The sequence below is a fragment of the Streptosporangium sp. NPDC000396 genome (assembly GCF_042898655.1).
Lineage (GTDB): Bacteria > Actinomycetota > Actinomycetes > Streptosporangiales > Streptosporangiaceae > Streptosporangium.
Map to the genome: position 1 here is coordinate 500,658 of NZ_JBIAZA010000001.1, position 26,016 is coordinate 526,673.

At 69.5% G+C, this 26,016-nt stretch carries 24 protein-coding genes and 2 pseudogenes; 16 read left to right on the forward strand and 10 right to left on the reverse strand.

The features are described 5' to 3' along the window. Nucleotides 1-348, reverse strand: a complete 348-nt coding sequence (locus tag ACFY2X_RS02230; RefSeq protein WP_271218622.1) for a GntR family transcriptional regulator — start codon at nucleotides 346-348, stop codon at nucleotides 1-3. A 128-nt stretch (nucleotides 349-476) separates the two neighbouring features. Between ACFY2X_RS02230 and ACFY2X_RS02235 the strand changes: the two genes are divergently transcribed. The 6 genes from ACFY2X_RS02235 (at nucleotide 477) to lipB (ending at nucleotide 7,550) form a co-directional block, all read left to right on the forward strand. Beyond that, on the forward strand, nucleotides 477-1,964 hold the full coding sequence (locus ACFY2X_RS02235; RefSeq protein WP_389931160.1) for a leucyl aminopeptidase: 1,488 nt from the start codon (nucleotides 477-479) through the stop codon (nucleotides 1,962-1,964). Nucleotides 1,965-2,171: 207 nt separating this feature from the next. Next, nucleotides 2,172-3,551 (forward strand): dihydrolipoyl dehydrogenase, encoded by a 1,380-nt coding sequence (gene lpdA, locus ACFY2X_RS02240; protein WP_389931162.1) that lies wholly within the window; start codon nucleotides 2,172-2,174, stop codon nucleotides 3,549-3,551. A gap of 36 nt (nucleotides 3,552-3,587) precedes the next feature. Further along, the gene (gene sucB / locus ACFY2X_RS02245) at nucleotides 3,588-5,033 is read left to right on the forward strand and encodes a 2-oxoglutarate dehydrogenase, E2 component, dihydrolipoamide succinyltransferase (protein WP_389931163.1); all 1,446 of its coding nucleotides are present in this window, start codon (nucleotides 3,588-3,590) and stop codon (nucleotides 5,031-5,033) included. A gap of 141 nt (nucleotides 5,034-5,174) precedes the next feature. Beyond that, complete coding sequence (locus ACFY2X_RS02250; RefSeq protein ID WP_389931165.1) at nucleotides 5,175-6,071, forward strand: TIGR01777 family oxidoreductase; 897 nt, start codon at nucleotides 5,175-5,177, stop codon at nucleotides 6,069-6,071. A 35-nt stretch (nucleotides 6,072-6,106) separates the two neighbouring features. Then, complete coding sequence (locus ACFY2X_RS02255; protein WP_389931167.1) at nucleotides 6,107-6,844, forward strand: Type 1 glutamine amidotransferase-like domain-containing protein; 738 nt, start codon at nucleotides 6,107-6,109, stop codon at nucleotides 6,842-6,844. Nucleotides 6,845-6,872: 28 nt separating this feature from the next. Beyond that, nucleotides 6,873-7,550: a lipoyl(octanoyl) transferase LipB gene (lipB, locus tag ACFY2X_RS02260; RefSeq protein ID WP_389931169.1), complete on the forward strand. Its 678-nt coding sequence runs from the start codon at nucleotides 6,873-6,875 to the stop codon at nucleotides 7,548-7,550. Nucleotides 7,551-7,682: 132 nt separating this feature from the next. Here the strand turns inward: lipB and ACFY2X_RS02265 are convergent. After that, nucleotides 7,683-7,856, reverse strand: a pseudogene (locus ACFY2X_RS02265) (transposase); the annotation flags it as partial. 53 nt (nucleotides 7,857-7,909) lie between these two features. Here ACFY2X_RS02265 and ACFY2X_RS02270 point away from each other — a divergent pair. From ACFY2X_RS02270 to ACFY2X_RS02290, 5 genes and pseudogenes are all read left to right on the forward strand, one after another. Beyond that, a pseudogene (locus ACFY2X_RS02270) lies at nucleotides 7,910-8,281 on the forward strand (RNA-guided endonuclease InsQ/TnpB family protein); the annotation flags it as partial. Between the two features lie 124 nt (nucleotides 8,282-8,405). Further along, nucleotides 8,406-9,335 carry a lipoyl synthase gene (gene lipA / locus ACFY2X_RS02275; protein WP_389931171.1) on the forward strand — a complete coding sequence of 310 codons (930 nt, stop codon included), beginning with the start codon at nucleotides 8,406-8,408 and terminating at the stop codon, nucleotides 9,333-9,335. A 153-nt stretch (nucleotides 9,336-9,488) separates the two neighbouring features. Beyond that, nucleotides 9,489-11,891 (forward strand): glycoside hydrolase family 3 protein, encoded by a 2,403-nt coding sequence (locus ACFY2X_RS02280; protein WP_389931173.1) that lies wholly within the window; start codon nucleotides 9,489-9,491, stop codon nucleotides 11,889-11,891. A gap of 64 nt (nucleotides 11,892-11,955) precedes the next feature. Beyond that, the gene (locus tag ACFY2X_RS02285; protein WP_389931175.1) at nucleotides 11,956-12,636 is read left to right on the forward strand and encodes a DUF4191 domain-containing protein; all 681 of its coding nucleotides are present in this window, start codon (nucleotides 11,956-11,958) and stop codon (nucleotides 12,634-12,636) included. After that, on the forward strand, nucleotides 12,636-13,430 hold the full coding sequence (locus ACFY2X_RS02290; RefSeq protein ID WP_389931177.1) for a class I SAM-dependent methyltransferase: 795 nt from the start codon (nucleotides 12,636-12,638) through the stop codon (nucleotides 13,428-13,430). Before ACFY2X_RS02285 ends, ACFY2X_RS02290 begins: the two co-directional genes overlap by 1 nt. 69 nt (nucleotides 13,431-13,499) lie before the next feature. Here ACFY2X_RS02290 and ACFY2X_RS02295 read toward each other — a convergent pair whose 3' ends face one another. Continuing rightward, a complete protein-coding gene (locus tag ACFY2X_RS02295; protein WP_389931179.1) occupies nucleotides 13,500-13,964 on the reverse strand; it encodes an RDD family protein in 465 nt (154 codons plus the stop codon). 135 nt (nucleotides 13,965-14,099) lie between these two features. Here ACFY2X_RS02295 and ACFY2X_RS02300 point away from each other — a divergent pair, with 135 nt between their 5' ends. Continuing rightward, nucleotides 14,100-14,333, forward strand: coding sequence for a hypothetical protein (locus ACFY2X_RS02300; RefSeq protein WP_389931181.1), 234 nt, complete (start codon nucleotides 14,100-14,102; stop codon nucleotides 14,331-14,333). A gap of 280 nt (nucleotides 14,334-14,613) precedes the next feature. Then, entirely contained in the window at nucleotides 14,614-16,038 is a 1,425-nt protein-coding gene (gene glnA, locus ACFY2X_RS02305) for a type I glutamate--ammonia ligase (RefSeq protein ID WP_389931183.1), read from the forward strand. Between the two features lie 237 nt (nucleotides 16,039-16,275). On the opposite strand, the gene ACFY2X_RS02310 is transcribed toward glnA, so the two are convergent. From ACFY2X_RS02310 to amcA, 3 genes are all read right to left on the reverse strand, one after another. Continuing rightward, the gene (locus ACFY2X_RS02310) at nucleotides 16,276-16,986 is read right to left on the reverse strand and encodes a hypothetical protein (RefSeq protein ID WP_389931185.1); all 711 of its coding nucleotides are present in this window, start codon (nucleotides 16,984-16,986) and stop codon (nucleotides 16,276-16,278) included. 31 nt (nucleotides 16,987-17,017) lie between these two features. After that, a complete protein-coding gene (locus ACFY2X_RS02315; RefSeq protein ID WP_389931187.1) occupies nucleotides 17,018-17,635 on the reverse strand; it encodes a pentapeptide repeat-containing protein in 618 nt (205 codons plus the stop codon). Nucleotides 17,636-17,752: 117 nt separating this feature from the next. Next, nucleotides 17,753-17,935 carry a multiple cyclophane-containing RiPP AmcA gene (gene amcA / locus ACFY2X_RS02320; RefSeq protein WP_389931189.1) on the reverse strand — a complete coding sequence of 61 codons (183 nt, stop codon included), beginning with the start codon at nucleotides 17,933-17,935 and terminating at the stop codon, nucleotides 17,753-17,755. 252 nt (nucleotides 17,936-18,187) lie between these two features. Between amcA and ACFY2X_RS02325 the strand changes: the two genes are divergently transcribed. Next, the gene (locus ACFY2X_RS02325) at nucleotides 18,188-18,853 is read left to right on the forward strand and encodes a tyrosine-type recombinase/integrase (RefSeq protein WP_389931191.1); all 666 of its coding nucleotides are present in this window, start codon (nucleotides 18,188-18,190) and stop codon (nucleotides 18,851-18,853) included. On the opposite strand, the gene ACFY2X_RS02330 is transcribed toward ACFY2X_RS02325, so the two are convergent. Beyond that, nucleotides 18,790-19,014 carry a hypothetical protein gene (locus ACFY2X_RS02330; RefSeq protein WP_389931193.1) on the reverse strand — a complete coding sequence of 75 codons (225 nt, stop codon included), beginning with the start codon at nucleotides 19,012-19,014 and terminating at the stop codon, nucleotides 18,790-18,792. The two genes, ACFY2X_RS02325 and ACFY2X_RS02330, sit on opposite strands and share 64 nt — an antisense overlap. A 434-nt stretch (nucleotides 19,015-19,448) precedes the next feature. Here ACFY2X_RS02330 and ACFY2X_RS02335 point away from each other — a divergent pair, with 434 nt between their 5' ends. Next, nucleotides 19,449-20,000: a C40 family peptidase gene (locus ACFY2X_RS02335; protein WP_389931194.1), complete on the forward strand. Its 552-nt coding sequence runs from the start codon at nucleotides 19,449-19,451 to the stop codon at nucleotides 19,998-20,000. A 44-nt stretch (nucleotides 20,001-20,044) separates the two neighbouring features. After that, on the forward strand, nucleotides 20,045-20,899 hold the full coding sequence (locus tag ACFY2X_RS02340; RefSeq protein WP_389931196.1) for an LLM class flavin-dependent oxidoreductase: 855 nt from the start codon (nucleotides 20,045-20,047) through the stop codon (nucleotides 20,897-20,899). An 85-nt stretch (nucleotides 20,900-20,984) separates the two neighbouring features. Here ACFY2X_RS02340 and ACFY2X_RS02345 read toward each other — a convergent pair whose 3' ends face one another. The 3 genes from ACFY2X_RS02345 to ACFY2X_RS02355 form a co-directional block, all read right to left on the reverse strand. Further along, entirely contained in the window at nucleotides 20,985-21,116 is a 132-nt protein-coding gene (locus ACFY2X_RS02345) for a hypothetical protein (protein ID WP_389931197.1), read from the reverse strand. A gap of 92 nt (nucleotides 21,117-21,208) precedes the next feature. Then, complete coding sequence (locus ACFY2X_RS02350) at nucleotides 21,209-22,297, reverse strand: hypothetical protein (RefSeq protein ID WP_389931199.1); 1,089 nt, start codon at nucleotides 22,295-22,297, stop codon at nucleotides 21,209-21,211. 626 nt (nucleotides 22,298-22,923) lie between these two features. Next, nucleotides 22,924-25,923 (reverse strand): bifunctional [glutamine synthetase] adenylyltransferase/[glutamine synthetase]-adenylyl-L-tyrosine phosphorylase, encoded by a 3,000-nt coding sequence (locus ACFY2X_RS02355; RefSeq protein ID WP_389931201.1) that lies wholly within the window; start codon nucleotides 25,921-25,923, stop codon nucleotides 22,924-22,926. Between the last annotated feature and the right edge of the window lie 93 nt (nucleotides 25,924-26,016).

The following is a 26,016-nucleotide window of genomic DNA, read 5'->3' on the forward strand; positions in this document are numbered from 1 at the left end:
TCACGAAAGCTCCCTGATGATGTGAATGACTTCCTCCGGCCCGTAGCCGTACCGGTCGGCCTCGGCGAGCAGCTCGCGCGCCGCCTCCGCCAGCACCGCGCGGGCGTCGGGCCGGCTGAGCACGCTGACGCCGCGCCCGCGGCGGAACTCCAGCAGGCCTTCGTCCCGAAGCTCACGCAGCGCGCGCAGCACGGTGTTGGCGTTGATTCCCAGAGCATCCGCCAGATCCCGGGCGGGCGGCAGCCGGTCGCCAGGCGCGTAGGAGCCGTCGGCGATGGCGCGGCGGATCGTCCCGGCGACCTGTTCGTGTAGCGGCCGGGGATCGTTCAGATCCAAAGTGAGCAACATGGTGCTATCGACACTAGCACCATCATTCATATGGTGCTAGTGATACTGGCTTCATTCGAGGGCCCGCCGATTCGTAGGACGAACCCGCGTTTATGCGTACTCCCAAAGCCCGACTAGCATCGGGCGACGTGACCACTGTGCGGCTGAACACAACTGACAACGCTGTCTCGTTCGATACCGACGCGTTGGTCGTCGGCGTCCATACCGGCCCCGACGGTCCTCGCCCCGCCCGGGGGGCCGAAGGCCTGGAAGAAGCGCTCGGCGGCAAGCTCGCCGCGACGCTCGGCGCCATGGGCGTCAAGGGCGACACGGGCGAGATCGCCAAGGTTCCGACCTTCGGCGCGCTGACCGCCCCGCTCCTGGTCGTCGTCGGCCTCGGCGACGCTCCCGAAGGCGACTACGACGCCGAGGCCCTGCGCCGCGCCGCGGGCACCGCCGCGCGCGCCCTGGCGGGCACCACCCGTGTCGCGCTCGCCCTGCCCGCCGCCAGTGCGGAGCAGGCCGGAGCCGTGGCCCTGGGCGGTCTGCTCGGCGCCTACTCCTTCACCAAATACCGGACCACCGGCGAGCAGGCCGCCCCGGTGGCCGAGCTGACCGTGCTGAGCGGCGCCGACGGCGCCGGGGCCGCGATCGAGCGCGCCGCCACCGTGGCCGAGTCGGTCACCCTGGTCCGCGACCTGGTCAACACCCCGCCCTCGGACCTGTGGCCGGCGCGCTTCGCCGACATCGCCGAGGAGATCGGCTCGAAGGCGGGCCTGTCGGTGGAAGTCCTGGACGAGCAGGCCCTCAAGGAGGGCGGCTACGGCGGCATCGTCGCCGTCGGCCAGGGTTCGGCCAACCCGCCGCGCCTGGTCCGTCTCGCCTACAGCCACCCGGAGGCCGCCAAGACGATCGCGTTCGTCGGCAAGGGCATCACCTTCGACTCGGGCGGCCTGTCGATCAAGCCGACCTCCTCGATGGAGTGGATGAAGTCAGACATGGGAGGCGCGGGCGCGGTCTTCGGCGCGCTCGTGGCGGTCGCCAAGCTGGGCCTGAAGGTCAACGCGGTCGGCTACCTCTGCCTGGCGGAGAACATGCCCAGCGGCACCGCGCAGCGCCCCTCCGACGTGTTCACCAGCTTCGCCGGAAAGACCGTCGAAGTCCTCGACACCGACGCCGAGGGCCGCCTGGTCCTGATCGACGGCATCGCCCGCGCGGGCCAGGACGACCCCGACGTGATCGTGGACGTCGCCACGCTCACCGGCGCGCAGATCGTGGCGCTCGGCTGGCGTACGGCCGGCGTCATGGCCAACGACGACGAGCTCCGTGAGCAGGTCGTCGAGACCGCCGGCGAGCAGGGCGAGGCCACCTGGGGCATGCCCCTGCCGGAGGAGCTCCGCAAGGGTCTCGACTCCCCCGTCGCCGACATCGCCAACCTGCACCCCGAGCGTTTCGGCGGAATGCTCACGGCCGCCATCTTCCTGCGGGAGTTCGTGCCCGAAGGCGTCAGCTGGGCGCACATCGACATGGCCGGCCCCGCCTACAACAAGGGCGAGCCTCACGGCTACACCCCGAAGGGCGGCACGGGGGCGATCACCCGGACCCTCGTGGGTCTCGCCGAGCGTTACGCGGGCTAGCCCGCACCGCGCAAGCGGACCTCAAGCAACCTAGACAAATGAAAAGATGCGGTTGTCGGAGCCGAGCCAGCGGCAGGCACCGACGATGCGGCGAGCCGGGCCCGAGGGCGGAGGCGCGGATGCGAGACAACGATCCGCGAAGCCGGCGAGGGCCCGGAACGGGCGCGACCGTGAACACGGTATTTCAATCCGACAAGGAGCTTTCCTGTGGCTGATGGCAGCGGCCCCTACGACATCGTCGTATTGGGTGGCGGTAGCGGTGGGTATGCCTGCGCCCTGCGGGCGGCCGAGCTGGGCAAGACCGTCGCGCTGATCGAAAAGGACAAGATCGGCGGCACGTGCCTGCACCGGGGATGCATCCCCACCAAGACCCTCCTGCACTCGGCGGAAGTGGCCGACGAGACCCGGGAGAGCGCGGCGTTCGGCGTCAAGGCCCGTTTCGAGGGCATCGACATGGACGGCGTCCACGCGTTCAAGGACAAGATCGTCAACCGCGCCTGGAAGGGCGTCCAGGGCCTGCTCAAGAGCAAGGGCATCACGATCATCGAGGGTGAGGGCCGCCTCGCGGGCCCGAACCGGGTCGTCGTCGGTTCCGACGTCTACGAGGGCCGCAACATCGTGCTGGCGACGGGCTCCGCGCCCCGGTCGCTGCCCGGCCTGGAGATCGACGGCGAGCGGGTCATCACCAGCGAGCACGCGCTCAAGCTGGACCGCGTCCCCACCTCGGTGATCGTTCTGGGCGGTGGCGTCATCGGCGTCGAGTTCGCCAGCGTCTGGCGCTCCTTCGGCGCCGAGGTGACGATCGTCGAGGCCCTGCCGCACCTGCTCCCGCTGGAGGAGGAGTCCAGCTCCAAGCTGCTGGAGCGCGCCTTCCGCCGCCGCGGGATCAAGCAGGAGCTGGGCGTCTTCTTCGAGGGTGTCAAGACCACCGACACCGGCGTGGTCGTCACGCTCGCCAACGGCAAGACCCTCGACGCCGAGCTGCTGCTCGTCGCCGTCGGCCGCGGCGCCGTCACCGCCGGCATGGGCTTCGAGGAGTCGGGCATCGCGATCGAGCGCGGCACCGTCACCGTGAACGAGTTCTGCCAGACCAGCGTGCCGAACGTCTACGCGGTCGGCGACCTGATCCCGACCCTGCAGCTCGCCCACGCGGGCTTCGCGGAGGGCATCCTGGTGGCCGAGCACATCGCCGGGCTCAACCCGGTGCCGATCAACTACGACGGCGTGCCGCGGATCACCTACTCCGACCCCGAGGTCGCCTCGGTCGGCATCACCTCCGCCCAGGCCCGGGAGCGCGGTCACGAGATCGTCGAGTTCACCTACGACCTCGCCGGCAACCCCAAGAGCCAGATCCTGCAGACGCAGGGCGCGGTAAAGATCATCACCGAGAAGGACGGCCCCGTGCTCGGTGTGCACATGGTCGGCCGCCGGATCGGCGAGCTCGTGACCGAGGGTCAGCTGATCTACAACTGGGAGGCCCTGCCCTCCGAGGTCGCGCAGCTCATCCACGCACACCCGACCCAGTCCGAGGCCGTCGGCGAGGCGATGCTGGCCCTGGCCGGCAAGCCTCTGCACGTCCACAACTAGTCCAAGCCCTCACTCGGAACGCGAGAGAAGACACCAATGCCGAAGTCCGTACAGATGCCCCAGCTCGGCGAGAGCGTCACCGAGGGCACCGTCACCCGTTGGCTGAAGAAGGAGGGCGAGCGCGTCGAGGCCGACGAGCCGCTCCTCGAAGTCTCCACCGACAAGGTCGACACCGAGATCCCGTCGCCGGCGGCGGGCATCCTCACCAAGATCGTCGTGGCCGAGGACGAGACCGTCGAGGTCGGCGCCGAGCTGGCCATCATCGACGAGAACGGCTCCGCCGCCGCGGCTCCGGCCCAGGAGGCCGCTCCCGCGCCGCAGCCCGAGCCCGAGCCCGCCCCGGCTCAGCCGATCTCCTCGATCCCGCAGCCCGCCCCGGCCCCCGAGCCCGCCCCGGCCCCGGCCCCGCAGGCTGCCGCTCCGGCTCCCGCCCCGGCCCCGGCTCCCGCTCCGGCCCCGCAGGCTCCGGCCCCGGCTCCCGCTCCGCAGGCCGCCGCCCCGACCTCCATCGAGAGCCCGTACGTCACGCCGCTGGTGCGCAAGCTCGCCAGCGAGCACAACGTCGACCTCGACGCGCTGACCGGCACCGGCGTCGGTGGCCGCATCCGCAAGCAGGACGTGCTTGAGGCCGCCCGCAACCAGCGCGAGCGGGCCGCCGCCGCGGCTCCGGCTCCGCAGGCCGCCGCTCCGGCCCCCCAGGCTCCGGCTCCGCAGGCCGCCGCCCCGGCTCCCGAGCCGGTCGCGGTGGACACCACGCTGCGTGGCCGTACGGAGAAGATGTCGCGTCTGCGTCAGACCATCGCCAAGCGCATGGTCGAGTCGCTGCAGGTGTCGGCCCAGCTCACCACCGTGGTCGAGGTCGACGTCACCAAGATCGCGCGTCTGCGCGACCAGGCGAAGGCCGAGTTCCAGCGCCGCGAGGGCGTCAAGCTCTCGTTCATGCCGTTCTTCGCCCTCGCCGCGATCGAGGCCCTCAAGCAGCACCCCAAGCTGAACGCCACGATCAACAGCGAGACCAACGAGGTCACCTACTTCGACGCCGAGCACCTGGGCTTCGCGGTGGACACCGACCGCGGCCTGATCGTCCCGGTGATCAAGGACGCGGGCGACCTCAACATCGCGGGCCTGGCCCGTAAGATCGCCGACCTGGCCGAGCGCACCCGCACCAACAAGGTGAGCCCGGACGAGCTCGGCGGCGGCACGTTCACGCTGACCAACACCGGCAGCCGTGGCGCGCTGTTCGACACGCCGATCCTCAACCAGCCGCAGGTCGGCATGCTGGGCACCGGCTCGGTCGTCAAGCGTCCGGTCGTCGTGGACACCCCCGAGGGTGAGGTCATCGCCGTCCGCTCGATGGCGTACCTCGCGCTCAGCTACGACCACCGCCTGGTCGACGGCGCCGACGCCGCCCGCTTCCTGACGACGATCAAGCGTCGTCTCGAGGAGGGCCGCTTCGAGAACCAGCTGGGCCTCAACGCCTAGTCACCGTCGCGTCCCACCGGGCCGGTCCGCGTCTCGCGGGCCGGCCCGTTCGGTTTCCGTCCCGGGTCTTCTCTCGGGCTGCGAATCCGGTGACCACCCGGCTCCCGGAGATCCCAGGGGGAGTCGATTAGATTGGACGACATGGCGATCATCGTGACCGGGTCCTCAGGCCTGCTGGGATCGGCTCTGGTCAAGGCTCTGCGGGCCGACGGCGCCCGGGTGGTCCGGTTGGTACGGCGAGCGCCCCAGGGCGCCGACGAGTCGTTCTGGAACCCCGCCAGGGGGCTTGTCGATCCGGCGGCCCTGGAGGGCGCGGAGGCCGTGGTCCACCTCGCCGGGGCGGGGATCGGCGATCGGCGCTGGGACGACCGCTTCAAGCGCGAGGTGATCCAGAGCCGGGTCGAGGGGACCAGGACCCTGGTGCGGGCGCTGACGGAGCTGTCCGTCAAGCCGCCGGTGCTGCTGTCGGGCTCCGCGATCGGCTTCTACGGGGACACCGGGGACCGCGAGGTGGACGAGTCCTTTCCAGCGGGCGCCGGGTTCCTCGCCCAGGAAGTGGTGGTGCCGTGGGAGGCCGAGACGGCGCCCGCCGAGGACGCGGGCATCCGGGTGGTACGGCTCCGCACCGGCCTGGTGCTGAGCGGCGAGGGCGGCATGCTGCCCAGGATCCTGCCGATCTTCAAGCTCGGCCTGGGCGCGCCGCTGGGGTCGGGAAGGCAGTACTGGTCGTGGATTTCCATCGACGACTGGGTGCGGGCCGTACAGCACCTTCTGGGGAACCCGGAGATCTCCGGTCCGGTGAACCTGACCGCGCCGGAGCCGGTCACCAACGCGGAGTTCACCAAGGCTCTCGGGGAGGCCCTGCACCGGCCCACGATGCCGATGGCCGTGCCGGGATTCGTGCTGCGCACCGCCATCGGCGGATTCGCCGAAGAAGGCGTGCTGACCGGGCAGCGGGTGATTCCGCGGCGCCTGCTCGATGCGGGCCATACGTTCCTGCATATCCGTCTCGACGAGGCACTCGCCGCCGTACTCTAGGGTCCCTGTTTCCGCCAGACATCGGGAGATCACATATGGGCAGGTCCGGGCAGTCCCACATCCTCGCCATCGGGGGTGGTTCGTTCCGCCAGTCCGAGCGTTACGGGTTCATAGAGGCGAGCCCGTTGCTCCGCTACGCCCTTGATCTGACCGGTCAGGACCGGCCCAGGCTGGGCCTGCTGGCCACCGCCACAGGAGACGACGCGGAGTGGCTGCTGAAGATGTACGGCGCGTTCCGTGACTGGGACGTCGAGATCAGCCATCTGACCGTGTTCCCGATGCCCAACGTCGAAGACCCTCGCGAGTGGATCCTGAGCCAGGACGTCATCTACGTCAGCGGCGGCAGCGTGGCCAACCTGGCGGCGCTGTGGCGGCTGCACGGCCTGGACGAGGCGTTCGAGGAGGCCTGGCGGGCCGGCGTGGTGCTGTCCGGGCAGAGCGCGGGGGCCCTGTGCTGGCACGTGGGGGGCAACACCGACTCCTTCGGGCCGACGCTGCGCGTGTGGGCCGACGGCCTCGGGCTTCTGCCCCACTCGTGTGGCGTGCACTACAACTCCGACCCGCAGCGCCGCCGGCTGCTGCACGAGTCGGTGGCCTCCGGCGAGCTGCCCGACGGCTACGCCGCCGACGAGGGCGTCGCGCTGCACTACGTGGGCACCGACTTCATCCAGGCCGTCACCGTGGACCCGAACGGCTACGCCTACCGGGTGGAGCACGACGGCGCGAACGGGGTCAAGGAGTTCCGCATCGAGCCTCGCCTTCTCACGTCATGACCACGAACGGGTCAACTACTCTTGAGACGTGAGTGACCTGGCGATAGTCCGTCTTGGCGTTGACTTCCCCTATGAGCAGGCGTGGGATCTCCAGCGGCGGATCCACGCCCGCCGGGTGGCCGGGGAGATCCCCGACACCTGCCTGCTGCTCGAACACGCGCCGGTCTACACGGCCGGCAAGCGCACCGCGCCGCACGAGCGTCCCACCGACGGCACCCCGGTCATCGACGTCGACCGGGGCGGCCGGATCACCTGGCACGGCCCCGGCCAGCTCGTCGGCTACCCGATCGTCAAGCTCGGAGAGCGGTTCGACGTGATCTCCTACGTGCGGCTCCTGGAGGAGACGCTCATTCACGTCTGCGCCGACTTCGGGGTGCAGGCCGGCCGGGTGGAGGGGCGCAGCGGCGTCTGGGTGGCCGGGGACCCCTCCCACGGCCTGCCCGACCGGAAGGTCGGCGCGATCGGCATCCGGTTCGCGCGGGGCGTCACGATGCACGGGTTCGCGCTCAACTGCGCCAACGACCCGAGCTGGTACAACCGGATCGTCCCGTGCGGGATCAGCGACGCCGGGGTCTCCTCGCTGTCGGCCGAGACCGGGCGCCGGATCGTGGTCGACGAGGTCATGCCGTACGCCGAGAAGCACCTGGCCGAAGCGCTCGGCGCGCGGGCCTTCGAGCTCCCGGAGGAAGACCTCTTCCGCCCCTAGACCCACCCCGGGCATGATCAAGTAGCTCATCGACCACGTGGGGGTTCAGCGCTGTCTAGCGAGGAACCCCGGGCGTTCACGCCCGGGAGGAATCGATTCCCTGACCTCGGCTTTGACACCCGGATGCTCATCCGGGCGTTTCTGGTTCTCGATGTACTCCTTGACGATGCTCAAGGGCGCGCCGCCGCAGGAGGCCGCGAAGTAGCTGGGGGACCAGAAGTGACCGCCCCACAGGTAGCGGCGGCCGTGAGCCGGAAACTCCTTGCGCAGCAGCCGCGCGGAGGCGCCCTCGAGGGAGTTGACCAGGGTCGGTGGCCGACCCGGACGGATTTCTCGGCGTGGACCTGGGCATCGCCACCATCGCCAAGCAGATCGTGACCGAGGCAGAACGCACCGGGCGCGGCATCGCCCTGGAAGACCTCCAGGGCATCCGCGACCGGGTACGGCTCCGCAAGCCCCAGCGGGTCACGCTGCATTCGTGGAGCTTCCACCAGCTGGGAGCCTTCATCGGCTACAAGGCGGCCCGGGCCGGGGCCGCCGTCGTTCACGTGGATCCGGCTTACACCTCGCAAGGGTGCTCATTGTGCGGACATGTGGACAGGCGCAACCGGCCCGATCAGGAAACCTTCATCTGTACGTCGTGTGGCTTCGCTGAGCACGCCGACGTCAACGCAACCCGCAACATCGCCGCACGCGGTGAGGCGGGCTGGGCAGTGAGTCACGCTGCCTGACGCGACCGGACCGTCGACGCCATCGACGGCGAGGAACTGCAAGCTCGGTCCCTTCAGGGCCGAGAAGCTGACGTAACGGGACCTCATGTGTGCCTGCGCTTCGGCGGGACATAAGCTGAACGATGTGACCGTTGCTCCTGAAGGCCGAAAGCTCCTCCGCCTGGAGGTCCGCAACAGCCAGACCCCCATCGAGCGCAAGCCCCCGTGGATCAAGACCCGGCTGAAGACCGGACCCGAATACACCGAGCTCAAATCGCTGGTGAAACGTGAGGGTCTGCACACTGTCTGCGAAGAGGCCGGCTGTCCCAACATCTACGAGTGCTGGGAGGACCGCGAGGCCACCTTCCTCATCGGCGGCGACCAGTGCACCCGCCGCTGCGACTTCTGCCAGATCGACACCGGCAAGCCCGCCGAATACGACACGGACGAGCCCCGCAGAGTGGCCGAGTCGGTCCAGCAGATGGGGCTGCGCTACGCCACGGTGACCGGCGTCGCCCGTGACGACCTGCCCGACGGCGGCGCGTGGCTGTACGCCGAGACCGCCCGGCAGATCCACGCGCTGCTGCCCGGTTGCGGTGTCGAGCTGCTGGTGCCCGACTTCAACGGCAACCAGGACCAGCTCGAAGAGGTCTTCTCCGCCAAGCCCGAGGTGTTCGCGCACAACATCGAGACCGTGCCGCGGATCTTCAAGCGCATCCGCCCCGCGTTCCGTTACGAGCGGTCCCTGGAAGTGATCACCAAGGCTCGGCAGGCCGGTATGGTGACCAAGTCCAACCTGATCCTCGGCATGGGCGAGGAGCGCGAGGAGATCATCCAGGCCATGCGCGACCTCCACGAGGCCGGGTGTGACCTGCTGACCGTGACCCAGTACCTGCGTCCCACCCCGCGCCACCACCCGGTGGACCGCTGGGTGAAGCCCGAGGAGTTCGTCGAGCTCCAGAAGGAGGCCGAGGCCATCGGTTTCGCCGGAGTCATGTCCGGCCCGCTGGTCCGTTCCTCCTACCGGGCGGGCCGTCTCTACCAGCAGGCCATCGAGGCCCGCCAGCACGCCTGACCTCCGCATCGGGGCCCCGCGTTTCACACGCGCGGGGCCCTTTGCCGTTCCGGGCCGCTCCGTGCCGCTCCATGACGACCCGTAATGGCCCGGCCGGTGAGCCTGTCCAAGTGAACCTATCTAACACTTGGTTCACCGGGTCAGACTGTCACGGTGGACATCGAAAAGCTGATCAGGAAGCTCGACCTCGGCACGAAGGTCCGCCTGCTGACGGGCGCGGACATGTGGTCCCTGCCCCCGCTCCCCGAGATCGGGCTCAGGCGGCTGGTGATGAGCGACGGCCCGATCGGCGTCCGAGGCGAGCGGTGGTCGTCCGCCGACCCCTCGATCGCGCTGCCGAGTCCCACCGCGCTCGCCGCGACCTGGGATGTGAACCTGATCCGCCAGGTGGGACGGCTGCTCGCCCAGGAGGCCCGCCGCAAGGGCGTGCACGTGCTCCTGGCTCCGACCGTCAACCTGCACCGCAGTCCGCTCGGAGGCCGCCACTTCGAGTGTTTCTCCGAGGACCCGTACCTGACGGGCGAGCTCGCCGCCGCCTACGTCGAGGGTGTTCAGGAGGGCGGCGTGGGCACCACGCCCAAGCACTTCGTGGCGAACGACTTCGAGACCGACAGGTTCACGGTGAACGTGAAGGTCGGCGACAGGGCGCTCCGCGAGGTCTATCTGGCTCCGTTCGAGCGGGTCGTCCGGGCCGGCGCCTGGGGCGTGATGTCCGCCTACAACTCCGTCAACGGGACCACGATGACCGAGCACGGGCCGCTCCAGCGGGATCTGCTGAAGGGCGAATGGGGTTTCGACGGCGTCGTCGTCTCCGACTGGACCGCCGCCCGATCCACCGAGGCGACCGCCGAGGGCGGCCTCGACGTCGCCATGCCGGGGCCGTTCGGTCCCTGGGGCGGGAAACTGGAGGCCGCGGTCCGCGAGGGACGGGTCGCCGAGGAGGTCGTCGACGACCAGGTCCGCCGTGTCCTCCGCCTGGCCGGGCGCGTCGGCGCCCTGGAGGCCTCTCCCGGCCCCACCCCGGCGGCTCCCGGCTCCGTCCCGGCGGCAGGCCGTACGGAGATCGACGGGAGGGCCCTCGCCCGTGAGGTGGCCGCCCGGTCGTTCACGCTGCTGCGCAACGAGGGCGGCCTGCTGCCGTTGAACGGCGTCCGGAGCGTGGCGCTGATCGGATCGGCCGCCGTCGAGGCCCGGGTGATGGGCGGCGGCAGCGCCCAGGTCTTCCCCGACCGGATCGTCTCGCCGCTGGAGGGCCTGCGCGGGCGCGAGGACATCGAGGTGCGCCACGCGCTCGGCACGGATCCCCGGGTACGGCTGGCGCCGCTCGCCGTCCCGGCCCGCTGCCTCTTCCTGGACGCCGAGGGCGAGGTCCTGGCCGAGCACCCGCTGGCCGCCACCGAGGTTCGCTGGGTCGGCCGGCTCCCCTCCGGCGTGGATCCCGGGCGTCTGGCCGCCGTCGAGATCCGCGCCGTTCACACCCCGCGTGTGAGCGGGCCGCACGAGTTCTCGATCGCCGGGGTCGGCGCGTTCACGGTGAAGGTCGGGGACGACACGGTGTTCGACGACACCGTCGCGATCGAGGGCGACGACCCGGGCGCCGCGTTCCTCTTCCCTCCGGAGCGGCGGGTCACCGCCGTGCTCACCGCGGGCATCCCCGTGAAGCTGAGCGCCAGGCACTCCGCGGGGGCGTTCAGCGGCATGGCGTTCGTGGCGTTCACCCTCGGCCATGCCGCCCCCTCCCCCGGCGACGACGTGCTCATCGCGGAGGCGGTGGAGGCGGCCGGGAGCGCCGACGTGGCGATCGTGGTCGCCGCGACCACACAGGAGGTGGAGAGCGAGGGATTCGACCGCACCGGCCTGGCCCTGCCCGGCCGCCAGGACGAGCTGATCGCCAGGGTCGCCGAGGCGAATCCGCGCACGATCGTGGTGGTCAACGCCGGGTCGCCGGTGGAGATGCCGTGGCTGGACCGGGTCCCGGCGGTCCTGCTGACCTGGTTCCCGGGACAGCAGGCCGGTGAGGCCCTGGCCGATGTGCTGTTCGGCGACGCCGAACCCGGCGGCAGGCTGCCCACCACCTGGCCGGCCCGCGAATCCGACGTGCCCGTCCTGAACGTGACCCCGGCAGGCGGCGAGGTCGCCTACGACGAGGGCCTCTTCATCGGCTATCGCGCCTGGGAGCGCTCCGGCCGCGCCCCGGCGTTCTGGTTCGGCCACGGCCTGGGCTACACGACCTGGTCCTACGACACGATCGCCGCCATCGGGACGACCGTGACGGTGACGGTGACCAACACCGGCGAGCGTGCCGGCCGCGAGGTCGTCCAGTTCTACCTCGCCCCGGTGGAGCGTGACCCCGAACGGCCGGCCCGCGTGCTCGCCGCGTTCGACGTCGTCACCGCCGAACCGGGGCAGACCGTGACCACCACGATCGACCTGCCCGAACGTGCCTTCCAGACCTGGACGGAGGAGGGCTGGCGGATCGCTTCCGGCGGTCACTACACCGTCGAGGTGGGCCGTAGCGTCGCCGACCGCCGCCTCACGGCATCCGTGAGGATGTAGGTCACCCTCGGCACGGTAGGTCACGTTTTCATTTCTTGACCCCTGGATTTGTATCCTTCAGAGCATGGCGAAGAAGCCCGAAGACCCAGAGCGCCCGGGGCGCGTCAAGCAGCTCCGCATGATCGCGAAGATCATCAAGGAGGCCAATCCCAAGGGGATGCCGATCGTCTATGCCTCGGCGCTCGGCACGCTCGCGCTGTGCGTCGTGATCGGCCTGGTCACGGGCTGGTTGTGGTACCTGGTCTTCATCGGGATCATGCTGGCCCTCACCGTCGGCCTGGTGGTGTTCGGCCAGCTCGCCCAGAAGGCCCAATACTCGATGCTGCACGGCCAGCTCGGCGCCGCCGCCGCGATCCTGCAGGGGATGCGCGGCAACTGGGAGGTCACCCCGGCCGTCGCGGTGAACCGCGACCAGGACATCGTGCACCGCGTGGTCGGCTACCCCGGCATCATCCTGGTGTCCGAGGGGCCGGGCAGCCGGGTGCAGAAGATGCTGGTCGCCGAGAAGAAGCGCGTCCAGCGGGTCGCCCTCGACGTTCCGGTCTACGACATCCAGTCCGGTGACGGAGACGGCCAGATCCCCCTCGCCAAGCTGCAGCGGCACCTGATGAAGCTGCCCCGCAACCTCAAGAAGCCCGCGGTCTACGAGATCAACAACCGTCTCAAGGCCCTTCCGCAGACACTGCCGATGCCCAAGGGCCCGCTGCCTCGCGGCGCGCGGATGCCCCGGCCGAAGATGCGCTGATGGATCTCGCGGGGGTCGATCGGCGGCGGGTGAACGCCGCCGACACCTCACGGGCCAACCGCCACTGGTGGGACGACGCCGCGGACGAATACCAGGCGGAGCATGGGGAGTTCCTGCGTGACTCCGGCTTCGTCTGGTGCCCCGAGGGCCTCGACGAGGCCGACGCCCACCTGCTGGGCGAGGTCGCGGGCAAAGACGTCCTGGAGATCGGCTGCGGCGCGGGACAGTGCGGGCGATGGCTGGCCGGTCAGGGAGCCCGGGTGGCCGCCTTCGACCTGTCCTTCCGCCAGCTCCAGCACTCCCGCCGGATCGACCTCGACGGCGACTCTCCGCTTCCGGTGCTCCAGGCCGACGCGGAGTCCCTGCCTTTCTCCGATGAGTCGTTCGATTTGGCCTGCTCGGCGTTCGGCGCGCTGCCGTTCGTGGCCGACGCGAGGGCCGTTCTCACCGAGACCCGCCGGGTGCTGCGTCCCGGGGGCCGCCTGGTCTTCTCCGTCAGCCATCCCGTCCGCTGGGCCTTCCCCGACGACCCGGGTCCCGGCGGTCTGACCGCCGACCGGTCCTACTTCGACCGCTCGCCGTACGTGGAGATCGGTGACGACGGGAGACCGGCCTACGTCGAACACCACCGCACGATGGCCGACTGGATCGAGCACATCGTCGCGTCGGGCCTGGTCCTCACGAAGCTGGTCGAACCGGAGTGGCCCGACGGCCACGACCGCGAGTGGGGAGGCTGGAGCCCCCTGCGCGGCCGGCACCTGCCCGGCACCGCGATCTTCACCTGCGTGAGATAGGCGCGGAGCGCACCGCTCCGCGCCCGCACCGGCGAGGTCCGGCCGGGATCGACGAGAGCCGGTCGAGGTCTAGAGGCGCACGACCACGGTGTTGGCCGCGCGGTCGTGCAGGCCGCGCTGATCGCGGTCCCAGATGAGAGCCGGTACGGCCAGGCACAGCAGCACGGTCCGCACCAGCACGGCGAGGTAACGGGGACGGCCGCCGTCGAGCGCGGCGACCCGGATGTTGAGCAGCCGCATGCCGAAGGTCATGCCCGTGGTGCCCACCAGCAGGATGTTCGCCAGCGCGAAGACCGTGATCGGGATCCAGCCCTGCTCGGCGGGGTTGATCCGCAGGAGCCCCTGCGTGATGGCCCAGGTGCAGATCATCCAGTCGATCACGATGGCGCCGATCCTGCGGCCGAACCCGGCCGCCGCGCCGCTGCCCTCCTGGGGCAGCCCGAGCCGCTCCCCCGGATAACCCAGGTCGATCCCGGCCGATCTGACCCCGCCGAGCCAGGTCTGGGTCCAACGGGGTTGCTGCCTGCTGCTCATGGCCTCAACGGTATCCGCCCCGGGGGCCGCTCCCGCATCCGCCCGAGCCGGCTACCCGCATCAGGCGGAACGCCTCCATCATGGAGATCATCAATTTCCTCAAGCACATTTCCCCGGAGCCCCCCAATGTCTGACATGAACGACATCGACGAGCGTTTCGAAGCGCTCACGGCGCAGATCAGCCACGTCGAGCGCCGGGAGATGGTCAGGGCCGCCACACGGCAGTCGGCGCGCCTGCCGCGTTCCAGGCGCCGCCGGAGGCTGTGGATCGCCGCGCTCGTCGCCGCGGTCATGGTGGCGGGCGCCGGGGTGCTCGTGACCTACCGCCCCGAGCTCGTCGACCAGATCCGCGTCGCCTTTTCCGGATGACCCCGCGGCCCGGGCTGCGGGGCGGGCCTCCGGGACGGTCTCCGGGGAGGTCACGGCGGTGAAGATCGCCCCGGCGGAGGCCTCCGCCGGGGGCGGGCACCCGGCGTCCGGGACGTGAAACTCCGGTAAAGGACCGGCTTTCCTGTATGGCTCCGCCGTGCAAGGGGACTAGCGTGAGGGCCAACTTCCCCTTAACACGAGTGAAACAAACGAGACACGGGGCGGTAACGGCACAGTCCTACGTTCGGATCTGATAGCCCGTGCCCCTTGGGAGGTTCGCGTGTTCAACTCCGCCGACGACGTCCTTAAGTTCATCAAGGACGAAGGCGTGCAGTTCGTTGACGTCAGGTTCACCGACCTGCCGGGGACGACTCACCACTTCACGTTTCCCACGGAGAATTTCGGTGCCGGAGTCTTCACCGAAGGCCTGATGTTCGACGGCTCGTCGATCCGGGGCTTCCAGGCCATCCACGAGTCGGACATGCTTCTGCTGCCCGACCCGACCACCGCCGTGCTGGACCCCTTCCGGCACCACAAGACGCTCAACATCAACTTCTTCGTCCACGACCCGCTGACGGGTGAGGCCTACAGCCGCGACCCGCGCAACGTCGCCCGCAAGGCCGAGGAATACCTCAAGGGCACCGGCATCGCCGACACGGTCTACTTCGGCCCCGAGGCCGAGTTCTACATCTTCGACGACGTGCGGTTCGAGACCAGCGCGCATTCCAGCTACTACCACATCGACTCGATCGAGGGCGCCTGGAATACCGGCAAGGCTCAGGAGGGCGGCAACCTCGGTTACAAGCCGCGCTACAAGGGCGGCTACTTCCCGGTCCCGCCGATGGACCACTTCACCGACCTGCGTTCGGAGATGGTGCGCAAGCTCATCGACGCGGGCATCGACGTGGAGATGCAGCACCACGAGGTGGGCACGGCCGGTCAGGCCGAGATCGACTTCCGGTTCAACACGCTGCTCAAGGCCGCCGACACCCTGATGCTGTACAAGTACATCGTCAAGAGCACGGCCCTGGAGTACGGCCACACCGTCACCTTCATGCCCAAGCCGATCTTCGGTGACAACGGTTCCGGCATGCACTGCCACCAGTCGCTCTGGAAGGACGGCGCGCCGCTCTTCTACGACGAGGTCGGCTACGCCGGTCTGTCCGACACCGCCCGCTACTACATCGGCGGCCTGCTCAAGCACGCCCCGTCGCTGCTGGCCTTCACCAACCCGACGGTGAACTCCTACCACCGCCTGGTCCCCGGCTACGAGGCGCCGGTCAACCTGGTCTACTCCCAGCGCAACCGCTCGGCGTGCATCCGCATCCCGATCACGGGCTCCAACCCGAAGGCCAAGCGCATCGAGTTCCGCGTGCCGGACCCGTCCTGCAACCCGTACTTCGCCTTCGCCGCCCAGCTCATGGCCGGCATCGACGGCATCCGCAACAAGATCGAGCCGGTCGAGCCGGTCGACAAGGACCTCTACGAGCTTCCCCCGGAGGAGGCCCGTAACATCCCGCAGGTCCCGGGCTCGCTCTCCGAGGTGCTCGCCGCCCTTGAGGCCGACCACGAATACCTGCTGGAGGGCGGCGTGTTCACGCCGGACCTGATCGAGACCTGGATCGCCTACAAGCGCGAGAACGAGATCGACCCGATCCGCCTGCGCCCGCACCCGCACGAGTTCGAGCTCTACTACGACGTATGACGGCACGGTTTTCCGGCCTTGGCGATCTTCCTCGAAAAGGGCGCTGAGCTGGAAAACCTTGCGGCTAGTTGTGGTTGTTTGTCGTTGCTGAGCAATCTCAGGCGGAACAAAACCGGAACAGAACGGCCCGGCATCGATCACGATGCCGGGCCGTTTCCGTGCCGGGGGACCGCTGATCATGCGCCCCACATCGTCAGCTCGCTGTGGAGGGGCGGGGCGCTCTTTTGCGTTGTCGGCTCAGCCCAGCCAGAAGGCGGCGAGTGACCCCGTCTGGGCGCCGCTTGTGGAGCCGTCGTGCGGTGCGAGCTCAGTTGGCGCGATGTATCCCTGGCCGGGTTCCAGGCGGATGCGCAGGCACCGCAGGGGGTGCCCGTCGGCGACGTATTGACGCACGTCGTCGGTGTGTGGGCAGTGCTGCTCCTGGTCACGGCCCAGGGCGCGGCAGATTTCCATGATGTCCCGGTCGCCGACCAGGAGGTAGCGGGTTCCCGGGCCGAAGTTGATGCACAGCCGCCGGCGGCTGTCCTGCCGGACCGGGTACGGCAGCCGATCCCAGTTGTCCACGTGCAGTCCGATCCTGCGGCTGATCGTCGTGTCCTCGGTGGAGGTGAGCAGCCCGGCCGGGCTGCATGTGGAGGCGTGCCGTCTGCGTGGCCAGCGGCCACCCAGCGGGTCGAGAGCGGCTGCGGCGTCCACACGGCCTTGGAGATCGCCGGAAGCGAAGACCGGCAAATCCTGGCTGACCAGTTCGAGCGTCATGCTGGGCGGTGTGTCGGCGTCGGGCCGGAGTCGTTCGGCCTCTTCCTCGCTGAGGGCTGCCCAGTTCCCCTGGGGGACGACGGCCACGCCGTCGTCGTAGCCCGGCGTGTCGCCCGCCTGCCTGACGTCCCCGATGTCGATATGTTCCTGGATGTCGCTGAACTGGTCGAACAACAGTCGTAAGCCCATGTCTTCACCTCCCGTGCAGCTAGCTGAGGAGCTAATCGAAGGTGATCTCCAGTTCGGCCGCGAGTGCCTGGGCGAGGCCTTGGAGCTGTGACCGCTCGACGATGATCTTCTTGAGCGCGCTCACTCCGCGAAGGCCGGATAGGTCGTTGCCGCGCAGATCGCAGCCACGATAGGTGCCGCCGTCGAACTCCGTCAGGGGCAGGTCGCACTCCTCGAACGCCACGTCGCTCAGGTCAGACCCGCTGAAACGCGCTTCTCGCAGCGAGCAGCCGGTGAAAATCACCGAGCCTACGGCGCGGAGGCGGGTGAAGGCCGCGTAGTCCAGCTTGCACCGCTCGAAGATCACATCATCGAGCGTGACCTCCTCCCACACAGCGCCGAGCAGCTTGCAATCGGTGAAGGTGACCCGGGAGAGCTTGCTGTCCGCCCAGCGGAGGCCGGACAAGTCGCAGCCGGAGAACTCCACCGAATACAGGCTCAGGTCGTCCAAGCGGGCACGCTGGGTGGTGAGGCCGGTGACACGCCCGTCCATGAGCTGGGTCCCCGTCAGGGGCAGCTCGGGCAGATGAGCGTCGGCATATCGGAAGTCGCGCAGCTTGCCGTGCTCGCCTTCGAGCGAATCGACCTCGTCCAGGTCCGCATCGTCCAAGTCGGGCAGCGTAACGCTCGTCTGGCGTACGGTGCGTGTGTCCATCGTCCTGCCTCCAGGGTGGAGATGAGTGGTCACGTGTGGGCGCGATGACCCCGCGCCCACGACGGTCATCTGCTACTTCTTCTTGCTCCAGTTGTCCCAGCTCGGCCTGTTGTCGAATCCGCCCTTCTTGCCGTTGTCCCAGCTCGGTTTGTTGTCGAACTTGGCGGCTTGAATCGGATCGGGATTCTCAAGGGTGCTGATCAGCTCGTCGACCACCTTCGCATCCGTGGTGGCCAGGTACTCCAGCATGGTCATGCCGCGATCTCCTTTTGGGTTGAGGTGTACAGAGCGGCGATGAGGGCTTGACGGGTGAGTCGGCAGTAGTCGGTCTCCGTGGTCGCGAAGCTGCCGTTCTCGAAGGATCGGTTGCACGCCTGCGCGCCGCGACAGAATGGGCGGGCCCTTTTCGTGTTCCCAGGTTTCTCCCAGTGCTGAGAGTTCCACGGGCGCCTCGTCTTCGGCCTGCCGAAGCACGATCGCGAGCGGACGGTACCCTACCCCGAGTCGGTGGCCGAAGCTCTCGCCGAGCATCTGCGCAGATTTCCGACCCGTGAGGTCACCTTGCCGCGGGAGGAACTGGACGGGGAGTCCAAGACCGTCCGCCTGTTCCTCACCAGCCGCGAGTCCAAGGCGCTGAACCGCAGCTACATCAACGAGTTCGTCTGGAAGCCAACCTTTGAGCGGGTGGGCGTGATCTCCAAGGATCGGCCCACCAAGCGGACGATGGGGCGCGCTAACCAGGCGACGCGCGAGTATGGCATGCATGCCTTGCGGCACTACTTCGCGAGCGTGCTGCTCGACGCCGGCGCGTCCATCAAGGCGCTGGTCGAGTACCTCGGGCATCAGGACCCTGGGTTCACGCTCCGGACGTACACGCACCTGATGCCCGCCAGTGATGCAGGAGCTACGCGAGAATCCGAAGTGGTTTCCCAGCCGCGCGGGGAGGGCCAGACATGGTGCCGCTTGCTCGTGACCGAGAAAGTCAACGCACGGCGCCGATGCCGGTGGCCGTACAGCACGAAGACGCCCCCGCCGGGATGGCGGGGGCGTCGCGGCGACGGTGTGGGTGACGACGGCCTCACGCCGCCCTACCCACCCGTCTCAGCCCGCTACCCGAGGATGTTGAGCCCGATGCCGCCGATGCCGATGAGGCCACCGATCCCGACGCCGTGACCGATCCCGCTGCCATCGCTAATGATGTCGCCGTAGTAGTCGTCGTAGCCGCCGCCCAGCAGCCCGCCGAGGGGGTCGGCGTGGGCCGTGCCTGCGGCTACAGGCGCGGCCAGGACGGCGCCGAAGGCAATCAGCGCGGCGGCAATCATGGTGCGGTTCATCAGTTTTCTCCTTTGAGCAAGGGTGTCCCGCCTGCTGCGGACCACCCTCCGTCACTGCACGCTCCATATGACTACTCAAAGTGATCGAGTCCAAGCTTGGCAGCATCCGGGCGTGTCCCTCCGAGTCGGACAGTTGGCGGACTATCCGGCCCCCGGCGAGGGGAATCAGGGCCGCGATGGCCTCGTTTCCTCCATCGGCTCCCGGGGATCCCATCCAGCCACGTCGCCGACCTGCCGAGACAGCACCCCTGGATCCGAGTCGCCAGACCCTGTCTGACGATGGGTGATGAAGCGGTTGTCAGAGGATGCGAATCACCAAGATTTTCCCCATAATCACGATTTACGGTGATGAATCAGAGAAAGTAGGTGCGGTGGGGATTTCCCGGAACGACCGGAGTGAACGGCGACGGAGAACCCTCGGGCACCATCGGCAGGTGACCGCCGTAGCCGTACTCACGGGAGTCCTGATGGTCGCCAGCGGCTCGGTGCCGATTCTTCCGGCCACCCTGAACCGGGTGACCACCATCGCGCACGCGATCGCGGCCGGGCAGTACCAGGCGGGCTGGCGGGGCGGAGGAATCCCCTATTCCTGGGGCGGCGGCCACGACGACGACCCCGGCCCCTCCTACGGCACCTGCGAAGGCTACAGCGGCGCGATCCTGCCCTGTCCGGCCACCCGGACGCGCGGCCTCGACTGCTCCGGGCTGGCCAGGTGGGTCTACCGCCTCGCCTACGGCCGTGACGTCCTCGGACCGGGCAACACCGACGAGCACATCAGACGGCTCACCCAGGTGCCCGCCGCCAAGGCCCAGCCCGGCGACCTGGTGTTCTACGGCAGGGTCGACGAGAGCAAAGTGAAAACCCACCACGTGGGCGTCTACATCGGCCAGGGGAAAATGATTAACGCATTGCGGACCGGCACCGACGTCCGGATCGACCCTCTCACGGCCGTCAAAGGTTTCGCCGGTTATTTCCGTTACCTGTAAAAAAAGACCGGCTACTGCCGTTATTCGTAGGAGAGACAAGAGATATGCGTCTCGGCGTGATGTTCGACCGTGACCTTCCTCCGGAATCGCTCATCCCCTTCTGCCGTCACCTGGACGCGACGGAGGTGGACGATCTCTGGGTGGTGGAGGATCTGGGCTGGACCGGGTCGATCTCGTCGGCGGCCACCGCGCTCGCCACCACCGGGCGGCTCCGCGTGGGCATCGGGATCACCCCGGCCCCGCTGCGCAATCCGGCCCTGCTGGCCATGGAACTCGGCAATCTGGCCCGCATGCACCCCCACCGGCTCGCGGCGGGCATAGGCCACGGCGTCCAAGACTGGATGCGCCAGGTGGGTGCCGCCGCGCCCTCCCCGCTGGCGTTGCTGGAGGAGACCATCCTGGCGGTGCGGGCGCTACTGCGCGGCGAGACCGTCACCTCTCAGGGGCGAGCCGTACGGCTCGACGGGGTGAGGCTGGTGCACCCGCCGGCCGTACCACCGCCGGTGCTCGCCGGAGTGGTACGGCCGCGCTCGCTGGAGCTGTCCGGCCGGGTGGCCCAGGGGACGATCCTGCCCGAGGGGTTCGGCCCCGAACGGGTCCGGGAGGCGCGGAAGCTGACCGGGCAGGACGATCACGAGCTGGTGGTCTTCACCTACCTCTACGTCCACGACGATCCCGGGCACGTCCGCGCGGCCGTCCTGCCCGCCGCGACGGAACAGGCGGGCTTCCTGGGCGTCGATCCGGATGACGTGCCGATGGCGGCGGGCTCCCCCGACACGGTGGCCGCGCACATCAGGTCACTGTGGGAGGCCGGGGTGGACACCGTGGTGCTCCGCCCGATCGGCGACGAACCCCTCACCCACGTCGACCGGGCCTTGGCCGCGCTGCGCAACGGCTGATCTCAAGCGCGGGCCGGAGACAGGCCTCGCCGTCAACCCCGAACGCGGGCCGAAGGCAGGCCTCGCCGCTGACCTCGAACACGGGTCAGGGGCAGGCCTCGCCGTACTTGACGACGAGGTCGGGCAGGGTCTGCGACGCGACGGAGGGAGGGGGGTCGACCGGCACGGCCGTCTCCGCCCCCTCGGCCCAGCCGCCGACCAGCAGCATCGAACCCACCGCAAAAGCGCAGAAAACACGCATGGCACCCCCCAAGATCGGCTGGGGGGATGCGGACACGATGCCCCGGACGAAGCCCGGGGAAACAGAGGTCAGGAGCGGTGGCCTCGGATGCCGGTCAGCCGTCGCAGGATGTCCCACCAGAAGGTGGACCCGAACATCAGCGCGACCACGCTGATCAGGTAGCCCGGCCAGTGACCGGGAGTGATCAGGCGGTCCCACCAGACGCCGCCGTTCCAGTTGAACGACGGATCCTCCGTCCCGTCGGGAGGGATGGTCACGCTCACCACGGCATGGTCGAAGATCTTCACCAGGGCGGGCGAGCTGAAGGACTCGGTCACGCAGGCGTACGGATCGATGGCCCCGCCCGCGCCGTCCCCGGCGCACCTGTCCTTCAGCGCGGCCGAGGCGCCGTCGCCGTCGCTCGCGATGGCCGCGACCGCGGCCCGGTAGGCGTTGTCCCGCAGCAGGGTCTTGCCGTACTCCAGCGCGTCCATGCTGAACAGCAGTGTCAGCACCAGGCCGAGGGCGAACACCACCCACTTGACGTAGCGGCGATACAGCATGGACAGCCGCTGCATCTCCCCGTCGAACCAGGCCTCCACCCCCTGGCGGAACCTCACCATGTCCCGCTGCGCGCCCTCCCACACGCCCCGCAGGTGCCCGGCCAGCGGGCTGCCGATGGCCTCCAGCTTGGCGATCAGGCCTTCGACCCCGCCTTCCTCGGCGGAGACCAGCTCCAGCATCGCCCCGGAGAACCGCTCGGGCGGGATGTTGGCGATGCTGGTCCGCGCGGCCTTGGGACGGTCGATCTCCTGGAGCCGTTCGTACAGCCGCCCGGTCATGTCGACCGGCCGCGCGGGGGTGTCGGAGGCGAGCGCCGCGGCGGCGTCCACCGGCACCGGCTCGATCACCGGCGGCGCGGGCTCCGAGTCGTGCCTGGGACGCGGATCGTTCTTGGAGAAGGGCAGCTTGGCGAAGACGTCGGCGATCTTCTCCGGAATCCACGACCCGCCCTCTCGCGGGCCGCCGTCCATGGTGTCGCGGAGGTAGGCCCACAGGAACTTGCTGCGGATCCCGAACAGGCGGACGAAGGCCTCGTTGATCCCGCTCACCAGGAGCGACAGGAGCAGGAAGGCCAGCACCAGCCCGATGGCCAGATCAATGTAAACGGATATCAAAATGGATCACCCGCACCGTTGATACACGTCCCGCCGGTGCGGCGCAACGCCTTTCGGAGATCCGGTGGCTCCGGTACGGCGTGCGCTCCCGGGCGAACCGTACCGGAGTTCGGGACATCAGGGGTCGGCGTACTTCGTGAACTCACCGGAGTCGACCTTCACCCTGCCGCCCTCGACCTGAAGGGTCGCCTTCAGGTATTGACGTGCTCTCTGGCATGAATGCCAGAGATTCAGTCCGTGCCACACGGATGCGACACCTCTGTGGCTTCCTGCTTCACCGACCTGCGCCACCGAGGTGGTCTTACCGGGTCTCCACAGGCTTGTGAGCCTTCCGGCTCCGTTCCCGCCCCGCCCGGCGGTACCTGACGCGAGCAACCTACCAGGCGCCATTCCTCCCTGGCGGCGAAATGACTGTTCCTGCCCCGCCACACGGGAGAGCCCGCTTCACCTCCGACCTGAAGGCCAGAGCACTACGAACGAATCAAGTAGACGGTTGCGAGCGTCAGGCCGATGCTGCCCTTCAAAGGGCCCTTTCCCTAAGCTTGGATCGACTTCCAATGAGCCGAAAAGATCCTTTAGGGCTTGATCAAACTGAAGATGACCTCAAGGTTAACCACAGGGAAATCTCACTCCCCGTAGAAGACACGCTCCATGACCCTTCGGGCACGCCGGGTGACGCGGCGATAGTCGTCCAGGAAGCTCCCGCTGCCGTCCGGCGGGTAGCCGAGAGCCCGGGAGACGAGCGCGCGCTCGCGGAGGTCGACCGGGATGGAGTCGGAGGCGCGGCCCCGGACCAGGACGATGGCGTCGCGGATGCGCGAGGCGAACCGCCAGGCCTCGGCGAGCGAGGCCTCGTCGGCGGCGGACAGCAGATCCTCGGCGACCGCCGCGCGCAGCGTCTCCAGGGTCCGGGTGGTCCGCAGCGACGGCAGGCGCCCGGCGTGCCGGAGCTGGATGAACTGGGCGACCCACTCCACGTCGGACAGCCCGCCCCGGCCGAGCTTGGTGTGCAGGGCGGGGTCGGCTCCGCGCGGCAGCCGTTCGGCCTCCATCCGCGCCTTCAGCTTGCGGATCTGCAGCACGGCCGCGTCGGAGATGCCGTCCTCCGGATAGCGCAGCGGGTCTGCCAGGCCGAGCAGGGCGGTGCCGAGCGAGGCGTCCCCCGCCGAGAACCGGGCCCGCAGCAGCGCCTGGGACTCCCACGGCGACGACCAGCGCTCGTAGTAGGCGGCGTAGGAGGCCAGCGTGCGGACCAGCGGCCCCTGGCGGCCCTCCGGGCGCAGGTCGGGGTCGATGAGCAGCGGCGGGTCGGGAGCGGGCAGGGACAGCAGGCGGCGCAGTTCGTTGGCCACCGCGAAGGCCGTCTCCGTGGCCTCCCGCTCCGGGGCCTCCGGGAGCGGCGAGTGCACGAACATCACGTCGGCGTCGCTGCCGTAGGAGCTTTCGAACCCGCCCAGACGGCCCATCGCGATCACCGCGAACCGCGTGCCCAGCGGGGTGCGCCGCTCCATCTCGACCTTGCTGATCGCCGCGTCCAGCGCGGCCTGGATCGTCACGTCGTTGAGCGCGGACAGCGTCTGGCCGACCTGCTCGATGCCGATGTGCCCGGTCAGGTCGGCGACCGCCGTACGGAACAGCTCCCTGCGCCGCAGCCCGCGCACCGCGGCCACCGCGCTCTCGACGTCCTCGGGATAGCGGCCGACCACGGCCCGCGCCTCCGACAGCAGCGCCTCGGCGGGCCGGGGATCCAGCTCGGCGTCCGAGCCGAGCATCGCCACCGCGTCGGGGGCGTGCAGCAGCAGCCCGGTCGCGTAGCGGCTGGTTCCCAGCAGCCGGGCCAGCCGCGCGGCCACCGCGGTCTCGTCGCGCAACAACCGCAGATACCACGGGGTGGCGCCGAGCTTGTCGGAAACCTGACGGAATCCAAGCAGGCCGGCGTCAGGGTCGGGGGCGTCGGCGAACCAGCCGAGCATGACCGGCAGCAGGGTTCGCTGGATCGCCGCGCGCCGCGAGACGCCGCTGGTCAGCGCGCCGATATGGCGCAACGCCCCGGCCGGATCGGTGTAGCCGAGCGCCTCCAGGCGAGCCTGTGCGGCGGCGGTGGAGAGCCGGGACTCGGACTCGGGCAGGCGGGCCACGGCCTGCAGCAGCGGCCGGTAGAACAGCTTCTCGTGCAGGCGCCGGGCCTCCAGCGCGTGCCGCCTCCACCGGGTGGTGAACTCCCCCACCGGGTCACTGATCATGCCCAGGCTCCGGCCGAGCCGCCGCAGGTCGGCGGCGTCTTTGGGCACCACATGGGTGCGGCGGAGCCGGTACAGCTGGATGAGGTGCTCGACCTGGCGCAGGAACGTGTAAGCCTCGGCGAGGGCCTTGGCGTCCTCCCTGCCGACGTAACCGCCCCGGGACAGGGCGGCGAGCGCGGAGAGCGTGGCGCGGCGGCGCAGCAGCGGGTCCAGGCGGCCGTGGACGAGCTGGAGCAGCTGGACCGCGAACTCGATGTCGCGAAGACCCCCCGGTCCCAGCTTGAGCTGGCGTTCGGCCTCGTCCCCCCGGACGTGGGCCTCCACCCGGCGGCGCATGGCCTGCACGTCCTCGACGAACCTGTCACGTGTGGCGGCCTGCCAGACCAGCTCGTTCATCGCGTCGACGTACTGCCCGCCGAGTTCGAGATCGCCCGCGACCGGCCGGGCCTTCAGCAGCGCCTGGAACTCCCACGTCTTGGCCCAGCGCCGGTAGTAGGCCTGGTGGCTGGCGAGGGTGCGGACCAGCGGCCCTGCCTTGCCCTCGGGACGCAGCCCCGCGTCCACCTCCCACAGCGAGCCTTCCGGGGTGCTGGCCGAGCAGGCGCGCATCATGCCCTGGGCCAGGCGGGTGGCGATCTGGATGGCCGCGTGCTCGTCGACCGATCCGCCGGCGCCTTCGCGCGGCTCGGCCACGAAGATGACGTCGACATCGCTGATGTAGTTCAGCTCGCGCGCCCCGCACTTGCCCATCCCGATGACGGCCAGCCGTACCGAATCGGACTCGGGGTGCGCGGCCCGCGCGATGGCGAGCCCCGCCTCCAGCGCGGCTCCGGCCAGGTCGGACAGCTCCGCGGTGACCTCCGCGAGCGAGGCGGCACCGGTGACGTCCCGCGCGGCCAGGTGGAGCAGGCGGCCCCGGTAGGCCACCCGCAGTGCGGCCAGGGTGCCGGTGCCGGCGTCCGTGGCGCGCGGCTCGGGGGCGCCGGGCTCGGCACCGACCGCCAGCAGCAGCTCGGACCGGAGCTCCTCCCCGGCCGGACGCCGTACGGCCTGCTCGCCGCGGAGAAGGCGCCAGTGCTCGGGATGCCTGACCACGTGGTCGCCGAGCGCGGCGCTGACGCCGAAGACACCGAGCAGCCTGGCCCGCAGGCCGGGATCGGAGCGGAGCGCTCCAAGAACGCTCTGGTCCCGTTCGGCCAGCCGGTTGAGCGCGACGAGCGCCAGGTCGGGGTCGGCCGCGCCGACCAGGGAGTCCAGCAGGTCGAAGTCGCCGACCGCCTCGGGCCCGAGCTCGTCGAGCAGCCGCTCGGCTCTGGCCCCGTCGGCGAACCCGAGCCGGGCCAGCCGCCCGGCGGTCGTCTGCATCCGGGGTGCGGCGTTCACCGGCCCTCCCTCGTCTCCGATCGCAACCACGGGCGGCCTTCCCAGCCCCTACCCGACATCCTTACTTACCCGGCTGCCCCAAGGAGCTCACGC